Origin of the sequence: Butyrivibrio sp. INlla16, from assembly GCF_900104155.1 — a bacterium.
GTDB lineage: Bacteria > Bacillota > Clostridia > Lachnospirales > Lachnospiraceae > Butyrivibrio.
Genome location: NZ_FMYB01000069.1, coordinates 1 through 14,356, shown reverse-complemented (window position 1 = coordinate 14,356; position 14,356 = coordinate 1). Strand labels below are relative to the sequence as shown.

Sequence of the window (14,356 nt, the reverse complement as noted above, 5' to 3'; positions counted from 1 at the left end):
CACTCAGAGGAATCAAAACCAAAATGAAGGTATCAGGTCAGTTTGCATCTACTGATACCGCGGATAATTACGCCCTTATAAGGACATATATCGAAACATGCCGTCGTAACGGGATAAATGAAATAGAAGCTCTGTCCAGGCTATGCAATGGTAAACCTTATACTGTGGAGGAAATCTTCTCTTCACAGAAATAATCATACTGAAACTTAATAGCGAATCAGCGTGCTGATTAAGTACGCTGATTTGTCATGTCCAAAAGTATTTAGACCGTGAATAGTAACATCTGAATAATCAAGCTGCTTCATTTTCTATGAAAAATAAGAAAATGAGGCGGCTTTTTTGATATAATAAAATAGAATAAGAGTTTTGTTTTTTATGGGGAATAAATGAGAAAATACACATTTAAAGCATATAAAAAATATATTTGTGCAATTATGGCGGCTGTCTTTGTTTTGAGTTCCGGCAGCACGGCTTTTGCTACGACCAGTAAAGAACTTAAGGAGCAGCAAAAGGAGCTGGAAAAGGAGAAAAAATCTCTCGAAAAGCAGCAGGATGCCATTGAATCAGAACAGCAGCAAAGTCAGAGCGGTCTTGATAATGCAAACAGGGATATCAGCAATATTCAGGGAGAGCAGACAGAAATCCAGGAAGGTATTGATGCGGCAAATGAGGAACTTACAGGCTTGCTCACAAGTATAGATCTGATTCAGTCGGATATCGAAGACACTCAGGTAAAGATAGAGAAAACTCAGCAGGAATACGATGAGGCGAAGTCTCAGGAAGAAACACTTTATGATGCCATGAAAAAGCGCATAAAGTTTATGTATGAAAAGGGAGAGTTCTCCTATGCTGAGCTTTTGTTACAGGCGCAGAGCGTCGGAGATATGCTCAACAAAGCCGGATATGCCGAGGAACTCTATGATTATGACAGAACAAAGCTGTCAGAGTTTGTTGCGGTAAAGGAGGCTGCTCAGCAATACGGAGAGGAGCTTGAAGAAGCAAAGTCTGAACTTGAGACCTCACAGTATGAGCTTAAAGAGGAACAGGCTTATGTTGAGACAGTTATAGACCAATATAAGAAGCAGTATGCAAACTTTGATGTGCAGCTTGCAAAGGCGAGACAGAACGCAGCCGTATATTCCGAACAGCTAAAACAGCAGACCTCGCAGATAAGGGATTTGCAGGCTAAGATTGATGCAAAGGATGCTGAAGTAAAAAAGACAAAGAAGGCAGCAGACGAAGCCGCATCCAAGGAAGCGGAAGAGGCTAGAAAGAAGAAGGAAGCAGAAGAGGCTGCAAAGAAGAAGGCGCAGGAAGAACTCGCAAAGAATACTGCCACCGACGACGATGATGAGGATGATGACGACGATGATGCCGGACAAAGTAGTGCATCTACAGCAAGCAGTGAAGCTCCGTCAGCCCAGGCTTCAAATACAGTACCTGCTCCTGCCGGTTCTGCAAGCGGACAGAATATTGCAAATTACGCCTGTCAGTTTGTCGGCAATCCTTATGTTCCGGGAGGAACCAGTCTTACAAACGGTGCAGACTGTTCGGGATTTGTTTATGCTGTTTACAAAGCATTTGGAATCACTGTCCCGAGAACTTCCTATTCTCAGGCAACCTATGGTCGGGAGGTTTCATATCAGAATGCCCAGGCCGGGGATGTAATTTATTACGGCGGACATGTCGGAATCTATCTGGGCGGCGGAAGAATTGTTCATGCAAGTACCGCCAGAACCGGAATAAAATACGAGAATGCAACCTACAGAACAATACTTACAATTCGTAGGTTTGTGGGATAAATAAGCCTTCTCCTATGGAGAAGGTGTCAGCGAAGCTGACGGATGAGGGTTAAACGTGGAATGGAATAAACTTCTTTGCGGAGACAGAATCCGCCCTATTCAAAAACGAGAGGGGTCACAGGATCTTCGCAGTGAATTTGAAAAAGACTATCACAGAATAATAGGAAGCGCTTCTTTCAGGAGGCTTCAGGACAAGACTCAGGTATTTCCGCTGGATCAGTCTGATTTTGTGCGGACAAGGCTTACGCACTCTCTGGAGGTTTCCTCCTTTTGCAAATCTCTTGGACAGAATATAGCAAGGAAAATATTAACGCAGATAAAGGACGAGAGCTTTGATCCGTCCTACCAACAGGATATCTGTGATATTTTGCAATGCGCGGGACTTTTGCATGATATAGGTAATCCGCCTTTCGGTCACTTCGGAGAGACAGTGATAAGGGAGTGGTTTAAGGAAAATCTGCCAAAGCTTCGTTTTTCAAAAGATATTGATGGTAGCGGCGCGGGCTCTGCGGAAGGGAGACCGCTTACCGAGATTCTGAATCCGCAGATGCAGAACGATTTTTATAATTTCGAGGGTAATACCCAGGCGCTTCGAGTGGTAAGTAAATTGCATTACTTAGTTGATGAGCACGGAATGAACCTTACGAAAGCTCTTTTGGCTACCATTATAAAGTATCCCGTTTCATCGCTGGATGTTGATAAGAAGAACCCTGATATATGCTGTCACAAGATGGGCTATTACTATGCGGACAGGGAGCTCTTTAAGGACATAGAGGATTCATGCGGCTTAGGCGGAAGACGTCATCCGCTGACATATATTCTTGAGGCAGCTGATGATATAGCTTATAGGACAGCTGATATAGAGGATTCTTATAAAAAGGGAAGAATCAGTTTTGACATGCTGGTAAGGGAGCTTGAGAAGAGATGCTACGAGGATCAGTCGGATCATGTGTACAGAGACCTCATCGGAACATTGAAATACAGATACGGCAAGGGAATCGAGCATGGAGTAAGTGATCCAGGCGGATATGCGGTTCAAAATTGGATCATTGCTGTGCAGGGAAGGCTTATTTATCTGGCTACGGACAGCTTTGCTGAGCATTATAACGAGATCATGGATGGATCCTTTGGCTCAGAACTCCTTGAGGGTACCGAAGGGAAACATATTGTGGATGCCCTGGGAGAAATTGCCGTAAAATATGCATTCAATTCGGAGCCGATATTAAAGATTGAAGTGAGTGCGGATCAGATTCTGACCTATCTTCTGGATAGACTTGTGCCCGCGGCAATAGGCTATGATACCGGAAATAAGCTGCGGCCCATAGATTCCAGGATGATGTCGTTCATATCGGATAATTATAAAAAGATATATCACATATATTCTGAGGGAAAGACAGAGGATGAAAAGCTTTATTTAAGGCTTCTTCTTGTGACTGACTATGTATGTGGCATGACTGACAGCTATGCGAAGAGATTGTATCAGGAATTGAACGGACTAATATAGATTTGTGATATATCTGCAGGCTTGCTTTTTTTGGCTATTGCATTTATTGTAATTTAAGCGATAAACAGAATTTTTCACATCAATGATGAAAGAGGAAAATATGGATAAAGAAATGGTAGTGGTCCTGGATTTCGGCGGACAGTACAATCAGCTTGTAGCCCGCCGTGTCAGAGAATGTAACGTTTACTGTGAAATCTATTCCTATAAAACGCCTATTGATCAGATTAAGGCGATGAATCCCAAGGGAATTATCCTGACGGGTGGTCCAAACTCCTGTTATGAAGAGGGAGCACCGACCTACACTAAGGAATTGTTTGAGCTTGGCATTCCGATTTTGGGATTGTGCTATGGTGCTCAGCTTATGATGCATGTTCTCGGAGGAAAGGTTGAGAAGGCACCTGTAAGAGAATACGGTAAGACGAATACCTTTATAGATGGTGCAAAAGATACACTTTTTGCAGAGATTGAGGATGAAACCATTGTCTGGATGAGCCATTTTGACTATATCAGCAAGGCTGCACCGGGATTTGAGATTGTTGCGCATACAGCGGACTGTCCTGTTGCTGCAGCAGCCTGTGAAGAGAAAAAACTCTATGCTATCCAGTTCCATCCTGAGGTTCTCCATACAGTTAAGGGTAAAGAGATTCTCTACAATTTTGTAAGAGGAATCTGTAAGACAGAAGGATCCTGGAGAATGGATTCTTTTGTGGAAAATACAGTAAAAGAGATAAGAGAAAAGGTCGGAGACGGCAAGGTGCTTCTTGCTTTATCGGGCGGTGTTGATTCATCAGTTTTGGCAGCACTTCTTGCAAAGGCTATCGGCAAGCAGCTGACCTGTGTGTTCGTTGATCACGGTCTTCTTCGTAAGAATGAAGGCGATGAGGTCGAGGGCGTATTTGGCCCTAATGGAAATTTTGATATTAATTTTATCCGCGTAAATGCGGCAGAAAGATATTATGCAAAGCTCAAGGGCATTGAAGAGCCTGAGAGAAAGCGCAAGATTATCGGTGAAGAGTTCATAAGAGTCTTTGAGGAAGAGGCCAAGAAGATCGGAACGGTTGATTTCCTCGCTCAGGGAACTATTTACCCCGACGTTGTTGAATCTGGTCTTGGCGGTGAGTCTGTTGTGATCAAGTCTCACCACAATGTGGGCGGACTTCCGGATTATGTCGATTTTAAAGAAATTATCGAACCTCTTCGTTCACTGTTTAAGGACGAAGTTCGTAAGGCTGGACTTGAACTCGGGCTTCCCGAGTATCTTGTATTCCGCCAGCCTTTCCCCGGACCGGGACTTGGAATTCGAATAATCGGAGAGGTTACAGCCGAGAAGGTTCGCATCGTTCAGGATGCCGATTATATTTACAGGACAGAGCTTGCTGAGGCGTTCAAGGAAGGCAAGATGCAAAAGCTTCCCGATCAGTATTTTGCAGCTCTTTCAAATATGAGATCTGTCGGAGTTATGGGTGATGAGAGAACCTATGATTATGCAGTAGTTCTCCGCGCCGTTGAGACAATCGACTTTATGACAGCCGAGGCTTCAGAGATTCCTTTTGAGGTATTACAGCGTGTTATGAGCCGTATCATCAACGAGGTCAAGGGCGTCAACAGAGTAATGTACGATCTTACAAGTAAGCCTCCGGGGACGGTGGAGCTTGAGTGAAAATTCTGTAAATTTCAAATATTGTATTGACAAAGAGTTTCAATTAGCATAATGTAATAGTTGCTTGTGACACTGTGAACTATTTTTTCAGAAAGGAGGTAAACGCAATGATTAAGACTAGACATAATGATGTACTGAACATGGTAATTGTGGTTACCTCGCAGAAGTTTGCCAAGTAATTTTATCAGGCTTATTTTGGCGTGGTATCCGCTCAGGAGACCACGCCTTTTATATTTTTGAGCACATGCGCGCGATGTGCTAGAGGTGATAACTAGGCGATAGGGTCTCCGATCCTATCGTTTTTTTAATGCGCACAACAGTGCGTTTGTAGATATAGGGGTGAAATAATGAAAAAGTATTTGATAAAAAACTGGTGGCGATACCTGATCGGAGGAATCTCTCTGATTTGCAGCACCGCAATTGATGTAATGCTGCCTTTCGTTACCTTGTCCATGGTTGACGACGTCATCGTGGGCAGAAATATGGATATATTCAGGAGAGACATTATTCTCTTCGTTGCAGCAGGCCTTGGAAGAGCCTTCTTCCAGTTTGTTAAGGAGTTCCTGTGTGACATGTCAGGATGCCGCGTGGCATCGGGGCTTAGAAAAGACATGATGAAGCACATATTCTCCCTGAACAAGGGCTATTTTGACAAGACCAACACCGGCGAGCTTATGGCAAGAGTCAAGGACGATGCCGGATCAGTATGGGACCTTACGGGATTTGTGGGCATGCTTTTGACTGAAGCAACCGTTTATTTCATAGGCGTTGTAATCTGTATGATCACACTGAACTGGAAGCTTAGCATAATCCCGCTGGCATTTATGCCTCCTCTTGCATATGTGGCCCTTCACCTTGAGAAAAAGCTCGGCAAGGACTACGACGAGATCAGCGAAAGAAATGCCGATCTCACCAAGGTTGTTGAAGAGAACATTTCAGGTGTCAGAACTGTAAAGGCATTCTCTGCCGAGGGCCTTGAGATGAAAAAGTTCGATGAAAAGAACGAAGCCTACGGCGATGCGAACAAGCAGTTTGCTTCCGATCTTGCTGACAGCGATCCTCTTATCGGCCTGATCCCCAAGATCATGCAGGTTCTGGTGATGGCCATCGGCGGCTACGCAGCCATCAAGGGCAGCATCACCTACGGAACACTTGTTGCATTCGTGTCATATTCAATTCAGGTAGTATGGCCCATTGAAAACCTTGGCTGGATGCTTTCCCTGGTTTCCCAGGGCCTTGCAGGCTACAAGAAAATTAACAAGGTTATGAAGACCGAGCCCGAGATCACAGATACCTGGGCAAAAGAACTGCGTAAGGAAGCTGGCAAGCCAGGTGAGATCAGTTTCGATCATGTGAGCTTCAATATTGACGGCAAGACAATTCTGAACGATGTCAGCTTTAACTTAGGAAAAGGTAAGACCCTTGGAATCATGGGTGCCACCGGTGCCGGAAAGAGCACCATCGTAAACCTTATTGAGAGGTTCTACGACGTCACAAGCGGCAGCATCAAGATCGAGGGAAAAGACATCAAGAAGATGCCCCTTAGCGATGTAAGGGCCTTTTCCTCGGTTGTAACGCAGGATGTATTTCTTTTCTCTGATACCATCACTGAGAATGTCAGACTTGGATTCAAGGACACAATGGACGTAGGAACCGTTAAGTCCGCCATCAAGAGTGCTCACGCTCAGGAGTTTGTCGAGAAGATAACCGACAGTTATGATGCTGTCATCGGAGAAAGAGGCATCGGCCTCTCCGGAGGACAGAAACAGAGGCTTTCCATTGCGAGAGCTCTTGCCAAGAAGGCAGATCTTCTGGTGCTGGATGATTCTACATCCGCATTGGATATGGAAACTGAAGCTGCAATTCAACAGGAGCTTCAGGAAAAGAATGATATGAGCAAGATCATCATCGGACACCGTATTTCTTCAGTGAAGGATGCCGATGAGATCCTTGTACTTGAAAACGGAAGGGTGGCCGAGAGAGGAACTCACTCTGAGCTCATCAGAAAAGGCGGGCTGTATTACAGCACCTATGAGGCTCAGTATGGCGACTACCACAAAGCTATGGCTGCCTGCGAATAAGGAGGTGCATATTATATGGCAATAAACAGCACCAGGGAGGATGAGGATTTAAAGGAGACCCTAAAGCTTGATGTACTGGGGCGTCTTCTTAAAAACCTTTTGGAATACAAGGGAAAGATTGCGCTGGTAACAATACTTATACTGATCACAGTAGCAATCTCAACCACCTATCCTCTGCTGATTGAAAAAGTAATAAACGACGAGATCATAGACAAGAATGTAAAAGGCCTGTTCATCATGGCAGGTATTATGGTAGCCATGGCTCTTATACACTACGTAGCCACCAGAATATGGAGGCGCATAATGGCCACCATTTCCAATGATATGATAAAGAACATCAGAAGAAGGCTCTATGTTCACATTCAGGAGCTGGGAGTGGATTTCTTTGATCAGAGGCCTTCAGGCAAGATTCTGGCCAGGGTAACCGGAGACGTAAATGCTCTTAAGGAAGTTCTCTCCAGCACTATTACAACCCTGGCTCCCGAGGCCATAAGCCTTGTGGTGATCCTGGCAATAATGATCATCAAGAGCCCTGTCCTTTCTCTTTCTGCGGCAGTGGCAGTTCCCATCATCATGCTGGGTCTATTCTTCTGCGAGATTCTTGCCCACAAGAGATGGCAGAAATGGAAGAAGAAGGACTCCAACATGACAGCCTTTATCCACGAGGGTATAGAGGGCGTGTCGGTAATTCAGAGTTTCAACGCTCAGGAGGAATCCTCCAGAGAGTTCAACGGAATAGTAAACGAAGTCATCCATGCCTTCAGATCCGCAGTTCTCATCGCCGACCTATACAGTCCCACCATTGAGATTGCAGGCGGCCTTGGAACAGCAACTCTGTATTACCTGGCTGTGACAAAACTCGGTGTGACACAGGAATCACTGGGAACTCTGTCGGCCTTCGTATTGTATCTGGGAATGTTCTTTAGTCCCATTAGGAACCTTGCCAGTTACTACAACAAGCTCATAACCAACCTCTCATCTGCAGAGCGAGTTTATGAGATAATGGACATGGAGCCTCTGGTAAAGGATGGCGAAAAGGCTATTGATCTTCCTGAGATCAAGGGCAATGTGGAATTTGATCATGTAACCTTTGCTTATCCGGATGAGCCCGATGTTGACATTCTTCACGATGTGAGTTTTACAGCTGGGCAGGGTGAGACCATCGCACTTGTTGGTCCAACCGGTGCAGGGAAGACCACCATTGTCAGCCTTCTTAGCCGCTTTTACAACACAAAGGCGGGAAGAATTTTGGTGGATGGATATGACATCAGCAAGGTTACCATCCAGTCTCTGAGAAATCAGTTTGGCATCATGACCCAGGACAACTACCTGTTCTCGGGAACCATCAGGGACAACATCAAGTACGGAAGACCCGATGCCACTGATGAAGAGATGATAGAAGTTTGCAAGGCGGTTCACGCGCACGACTTCATCAGCAAGCTGGAGAAGGACTATGACACCGTCATAACCGAAAGGGGCGGAGGACTTTCCAATGGCCAGAGACAGCTGGTGGCTTTTGCGAGAACTCTTTTGACGGATCCCAAGATACTGATCCTGGATGAGGCCACAGCCAGCATTGACACCGGAACAGAGATCCTGGTGCAGCAGGGAATCGAAGAGCTTCTGAAAAAGAGGACTTCCTTCGTGGTGGCCCACAGACTTTCAACCATTAAGAATGCGGACAAGATCTTTGTCATCGACGATGGCGGAATTCTGGAGTGGGGCGACCACGAGAGCCTCATGGCCAAGAAAGGCGCTTACTACGAGCTGTACTCCGCTCAGTTTGTGAAAGCCTCATAAAATGAGAACGAAAACAATTGGAAGGAAAAATGAAAATGGAACTATGGGATGCCTATGATGAGCTAAATGTCATTTCAGTCTGTTTTTTGTATAATTGAGAAGATATGGATTGATGGAAAATCTGGCGATGCTAACATGAGTATATAGAAAAAACGGAGGCGGTTGTGGGAGATACACATTTATATCTTATCTTAAGTGTCACATTGGTTGTGATACTCATAGGCTGCATTGCTGTTCTGATAAGGAACTATATGAAGCTGATAGCCAGGAACGATGCTCTTCGCGAAAGCATCGACAACCTGTGCAAGCTGAATGACAAACTCAGAATGGACAGACATGACTACCTTAACCATCTTCAGATTGTGTATGGTCTGATGGAGCTTGAGGAATATGAGGAAATGAATTTATACCTTAGGAAAGTTTACAAGGAGCTGCTAAAGACAGGAAAAGCTGTAAAGACGTCTAAGCCTGCGATAAATGCGCTCTTAGCTGCCAAGTCTGCGGAGGCGGAAGCAAAGGGAATTGAGTTTTTGATTGAGGTTAAATCCGATCTCAAAAAGCTTGGCATAGAAGACTGGGAGCTGTGTAAGGTTCTTTCCAATCTCATAGACAATGCGGTCAAGGCACTTGAAGACTTTGAAGGAGAGGTAAAGAAACTTAGAGTGAACATTACAGAAACTGCCGATAGGTACATCTTCAGTGTGGAGGATAATGGTCCAAAGATCCCGGAGAGTATAAGAGAGAATATTTTTAAAAAGGGATTTTCCACCAGGAAGGAAGAGGGCCATGGAATGGGGCTAGCAATCGTATCCGAAATTTTGAATAAGAGCGGTGGAGACATTGAGCTATCGTCAGATGACGAAGAGACTGTCTTTACCGTAAGCTTTGAAAAAGGAGAATAGTTATGGGAGCAGTTCAGATATTGGGAGTGCTAGCCCTGATAATAGGGATACTTCTGATAGGTGTCGAATTCTATATGCCGGGCTTTGGATTTCCAGGGATTGCCGGCATCATTTTTACCGCAGCAGGTATCTTTTTAACCGGAAGAAATGTTCAGGAACGAGTTATTGTGGGCGTGATAGCTATTGTTGTTATCGCAGTAATGCTGGTGATAAGCATCATAGTATTCAGTTCAAAAAAGATAAAATCACCGATCAAGCTTGATGAGGATCTGCAGGGCAAAAACCTGTTTATCGATGAGAAGGACATGGAGTATCTTATCGGGAAAAGAGGTGTTGCCATAACGGACTTAAAACCCTCCGGAAAAGGTGAATTTGACGGAGTCAAGTTTGATATTCTTTCTGAAAATTATTATATAAAAAAGGATTCACCCCTTGTTATAACAGAAGTAAAAAACAACAGGATAATGGTTGAGGAGGATAAGTAAGATGATGGCAACTATAATAATAGCGGCAATAGTAATCATACTGATAGCAGCGTTTTTTGCAGTGATACCGGTAGGAATGTGGATTTCAGCAGTAGCCAGCGGAGTTAAGATAAGTATTTTTTCTCTGGTGGGAATGAAGCTTCGCCGGGTAAAGCCTGCCAAGATAGTTAGCCCTCTTATCAAGGCGACAAAAGCAGGCATCAATGTGACAACCAATCAGCTTGAAGCGCACTATCTTGCAGGTGGAAATGTAGACAGCGTGGTAAATGCTCTTATTGCAGCAGAAAGAGCCAGCATGAACCTTTCTTTTGAGCAGGCATCGGCAATTGATCTTGCGGGACGTGACGTTTTTGAAGCGGTAACAATGAGCGTAACCCCGAAGGTTATTGAGACACCTCAGATCTCAGCCGTAGCAAAAGACGGTATAGAGCTTCTTGTTAAAGCCCGTGTGACTGTCAGAACCAATATTGATCAGCTTATCGGTGGCGCCGGAGAGGCAACTGTGCTGGCAAGAGTAGGAGAAGGTATCGTAACTACTGTTGGCTCGGCTATAACGCACAGCAGTGTTCTTGAAAATCCCGATGATATTTCCAAAGTTGTTCTCGAAAAGGGGCTTGATTCCGGTACAGCCTATGAGATCATGTCCATTGATATTGCTGATATCGACATTGGAAGAAATATCGGTGCTAACCTGCAGAGCCTTCAGGCGGAGGCCAACACCAAGATTGCACAGGCCAAGGCAGAGGAGAGAAGGGCAATGGCTGTAGCTCTTGAACAGGAGATGAAGGCAGAAGTCGTTAAGGCGGAAGCAGATATTCCAAGAGCGATGGCAGAAGCTCTCAGGTCAGGTAATCTTGGGGTTCTTGATTACTACAATCTCAAGAATGTTCAGGCAGATACCAAGATGAAGAATGACATAGGAAGCGGTATTGCCGAATATGTCGAGACTAAGAAGGACAAGAACTAAGTTTACCGGGTAATACGGAAAAGAACGATTAAGGGGCGAAGATATGATAAGAGTAATGGTAGTTGAGGACGAGGAGCAGATCAGGAATATCTTAAAGAAGATGATAGAGAAGACTCCTGATTGTGAAGTTGTATCCTCCTGCAGAAATTTTGCTGCAGCTATCAGCGACTTTATCAGACTTCGCCCCGATGCAGTTTTCATGGACATAGACCTTGCGGGTGAAAGCGGCCTTGACTGTGCCAAGGCTATCACCGAAGTGGATCCGAAGGTGAAGATTATTTTTGCAACAGCTCACAGCGAGTACATGGCTAATGCCTTTGAAATATATGCTTTTGATTATCTTGTAAAACCCTTCGATCTGGAGAGAATCGGTAAGACACTTGGCAAAATAAAGAGTATGACGTCCGGGAATGCTACCGGTTCTAATGGGGCTAAAACAGAGACCGGGTATGAGAAGCTGGTTATTCGTGGCAAAGAAGAGATAAACCTTATAGATACTAAGGATATCATAATGATAGAACGGTCCGATGGCATCTGCAGAATAGTGACCGGGGACGAGATCTTTCTTACATCAACGTCTCTATCCTCTATCCAGGATAAGCTGGATCCCGACAAATTCATGAGATGTCACAAGTCATATATCATAAGAGTTGAAGCGGTCAAAAAGCTTGAGGTATATGGCAGGTGGACATATACAGTAACTCTTAAAGACACCGATGAAACTGCGCTTATGACCTCGGAAAAATATAATGAGATGAAACAAAGACTTTGCGGGTTTTAAAATATGTATTATCACGCATCATCGTTGGGGAACATTTCCAGACTGGAGCCTAGAATTTCTAATCATGGAATCCCTTTGATCTATTTTTCAAGAAAAAGAGAAAATGTGCTTGTCTATCTTAGTAATGCTATCGAGAAGTATTGCAGAGAGACAGGCTTTGATTTTTGTGGAATCTGGCAAAAGTGGGGGCCATATGGTTTTGATAAGGAGGGGCGTCTTTGCTTAGAGGAGTATTATCCTAATGCCCTTGAAGAAACATATAGTGGCGTTTCGGGATACATTTACAGCGCTTATGAGATAGAGGATTCAGGATTTGAGATTCAGATACCGGACGCAGCGTCCAGCAGATCATCCGGAATACAGGCATTTCTTAAAAGGAAATTTCAAGGACATAGTGTTTGGAGGGTAAAGTATTATTATGTGCGGCGCATGTGAAAGGATTAATGAAACTAAGGCGGGAAAAAATCCATTTCTTGTAAAGGAACTGGAAACCGGATATATCGTAGCGGTGTGGATGTAACTATAGGTTCTGATGATGTCTTGATTTTTGATTCGGATGTTTCCAAGGAATACTTGCGGCTCTATCAATGCGGTTGCATGAGCGCAGAGGAACTCGATGATATACGAAAAAATGGATTGAGAAAGGAAAATTAAGAACTAATCATGTTCAAAGAATACTATGAAAAGCTGGTGGGGCGGATATCCATTGATTTTAACTGTACCCCGGCAGATTTAAGGGAAAAGAAGATTATTATCACACAGCCGGCAATGAATGATGGTAGAAGGAGCTATAGTCCGGGCATGCCATTTCTCGAAATGGCTACGCTCGGAGATAGCACAGTCATCATGGCAGATGAATGCCTGCACGAGTTCCTGAAGGAACTGATAAAAGATAAAGAGGCGCATCGTCTGTTTGAATTTGATAATCTTCTGAAGTTAAATGAAGAACTGAAACAGTATGGCTACCAAATGAATCATACGCATCACATGTTCTTGCCCTGCTGTGATATCAGGGTGGAAGAGCGTTTCCGCGTTAAGTGGCTATATGACGATGAAATCAGCCGGTTTTACGGTGATTCACGCTTCCCGAACGCAATTGCTTATCCTGAGCCTTGTCCGGTTCGGCCTGACAGAATCGCAGTCATTGCGCTTGATGGGGATACCATTATGGGTATGGCTGGCTGTTCGGAGGATGCACCGCACTGGCAGCAGATAGGAATTGATGTTTTACCTGAATACCGGTCAAGAGGGATCGGATCCTATCTTGTGACTCTGCTTAAGAACAAGATTATTGAAATGGGCGATGTTCCTTTCTATGGGACAGCGACAGCAAATATTCAGTCACAAAACGTTGCCATTAAAAGTGGTTTCAGACACGCATGGGTGGAAACCGAGGCTATGAAGGTCTAAAAAGCTACAAAAGACAGATAATCTGTATTTGACTTCGCCCTTGGGGCATGCTTTATCATTTTCTAAAAATATAAACATCAGGGAAGGTCTCCTATGAATATTGATGACTATATCGAGTTATACAAAAAAGATGGTTACATTAAGGAAATGAGAAAGCATGTTGGACATGCCCCTGTGATGACCTGTGCCTGCGGTGTGATAATTGAAAATGACGAGGGCGAAATCCTTTTACAAAAGAGGCAGGATAACGGGTGCTGGGCTATTATAGGCGGAGCAATGGAAATGGGTGAGACCTTTGAAGAAACCATCAGAAGGGAAGCCCTGGAGGAATCCGGTCTTACACTGGGAAAACTTGAGGTGTTTCAGTTCTATTCGGGGAAAGACCGCATAATACAATATCCTAACGGTGACATATGTTTTGGTCCGGGAATCGTTTTCATCACAAAAGAATACACCGGTGATATCGTGAATGATCCCGGCGAGGTGATGGAACACAGATTTTTTGGAAAAAACGAGTTGCCGGAAAATCTAAATGAGTACGATAAGAAAATTATCCTTGAGTGGGTTAACAGAGGCTGATAGGTATTTTTCAAAAGAGGATAAGCCGATTTTGTGGTTCTTCCGCATTTATTAGTAAAACTATGGTTTTCTGTACATCAGTTTGGCCGAGAGTAACTCAATTCCACAGCGACCATACATAGCCTTTTTGATGGTCTTTACTTTACTGTTCGTTCCCTCTACAAAACCATTACTCAGCGGACTGGCCACGGCATTTTCAACTGCATCTATATCTCGTTGGAGTCCTTTGGCAAACGATGCAATTTCTTTGATCTCTGAGTTTGAATACTTTTCTATAAAGATATAGAGCATTGGCATATTTTTCTTTTCGAAAAACTCTCTAAACTCCCGAATGCACTTTTCTATTTCTTTTAGCACAGGAAACTGAGCCCACAAATGTTTGTAA

13 protein-coding genes and 1 pseudogene are annotated in these 14,356 nt (G+C 44.1%); 13 read left to right on the top strand and 1 reads right to left on the bottom strand.

Annotated features, from left to right (window positions below):
• The 13 genes and pseudogenes from BLR42_RS23115 to BLR42_RS20060 all read left to right on the top strand — a co-directional run.
• A pseudogene (locus BLR42_RS23115) lies at nucleotides 1-194 on the top strand (hypothetical protein); the annotation flags it as partial.
• 192 nt (nucleotides 195-386) lie between these two features.
• Complete coding sequence (locus BLR42_RS20120) at nucleotides 387-1,802, top strand: C40 family peptidase (protein WP_242879450.1); 1,416 nt, start codon at nucleotides 387-389, stop codon at nucleotides 1,800-1,802.
• 55 nt (nucleotides 1,803-1,857) lie between these two features.
• Nucleotides 1,858-3,306: a deoxyguanosinetriphosphate triphosphohydrolase gene (locus BLR42_RS20115; RefSeq protein ID WP_091873036.1), complete on the top strand. Its 1,449-nt coding sequence runs from the start codon at nucleotides 1,858-1,860 to the stop codon at nucleotides 3,304-3,306.
• Between the two features lie 100 nt (nucleotides 3,307-3,406).
• Nucleotides 3,407-4,966, top strand: coding sequence for a glutamine-hydrolyzing GMP synthase (guaA, locus tag BLR42_RS20110; RefSeq protein WP_091873033.1), 1,560 nt, complete (start codon nucleotides 3,407-3,409; stop codon nucleotides 4,964-4,966).
• Nucleotides 4,967-5,313: 347 nt separating this feature from the next.
• Nucleotides 5,314-7,047, top strand: coding sequence for an ABC transporter ATP-binding protein (locus BLR42_RS20105; protein WP_091873030.1), 1,734 nt, complete (start codon nucleotides 5,314-5,316; stop codon nucleotides 7,045-7,047).
• Between the two features lie 15 nt (nucleotides 7,048-7,062).
• Nucleotides 7,063-8,847, top strand: a complete 1,785-nt coding sequence (locus tag BLR42_RS20100) for an ABC transporter ATP-binding protein (protein ID WP_022761073.1) — start codon at nucleotides 7,063-7,065, stop codon at nucleotides 8,845-8,847.
• Nucleotides 8,848-9,011: 164 nt separating this feature from the next.
• Nucleotides 9,012-9,749, top strand: a complete 738-nt coding sequence (locus BLR42_RS20095) for a sensor histidine kinase (protein ID WP_091873028.1) — start codon at nucleotides 9,012-9,014, stop codon at nucleotides 9,747-9,749.
• Between the two features lie 2 nt (nucleotides 9,750-9,751).
• Nucleotides 9,752-10,234 (top strand): NfeD family protein, encoded by a 483-nt coding sequence (locus tag BLR42_RS20090; RefSeq protein WP_091873023.1) that lies wholly within the window; start codon nucleotides 9,752-9,754, stop codon nucleotides 10,232-10,234.
• A gap of 1 nt (nucleotide 10,235) precedes the next feature.
• Complete coding sequence (gene floA / locus BLR42_RS20085; RefSeq protein WP_091873019.1) at nucleotides 10,236-11,201, top strand: flotillin-like protein FloA; 966 nt, start codon at nucleotides 10,236-10,238, stop codon at nucleotides 11,199-11,201.
• 43 nt (nucleotides 11,202-11,244) lie between these two features.
• On the top strand, nucleotides 11,245-11,982 hold the full coding sequence (locus BLR42_RS20080) for a LytR/AlgR family response regulator transcription factor (protein ID WP_091873017.1): 738 nt from the start codon (nucleotides 11,245-11,247) through the stop codon (nucleotides 11,980-11,982).
• Nucleotides 11,983-12,057: 75 nt separating this feature from the next.
• Nucleotides 12,058-12,417 (top strand): hypothetical protein, encoded by a 360-nt coding sequence (locus BLR42_RS20075; RefSeq protein ID WP_139165222.1) that lies wholly within the window; start codon nucleotides 12,058-12,060, stop codon nucleotides 12,415-12,417.
• Between the two features lie 228 nt (nucleotides 12,418-12,645).
• A complete protein-coding gene (locus BLR42_RS20065) occupies nucleotides 12,646-13,392 on the top strand; it encodes a GNAT family N-acetyltransferase (protein WP_091873011.1) in 747 nt (248 codons plus the stop codon).
• A gap of 93 nt (nucleotides 13,393-13,485) precedes the next feature.
• Nucleotides 13,486-13,971 (top strand): NUDIX hydrolase, encoded by a 486-nt coding sequence (locus BLR42_RS20060; protein WP_091873009.1) that lies wholly within the window; start codon nucleotides 13,486-13,488, stop codon nucleotides 13,969-13,971.
• 60 nt (nucleotides 13,972-14,031) lie between these two features.
• Here the strand turns inward: BLR42_RS20060 and BLR42_RS20055 are convergent.
• On the bottom strand, nucleotides 14,032-14,356 hold a 325-nt coding region (locus BLR42_RS20055; protein ID WP_139165221.1), incomplete at its 5' end, for a transposase.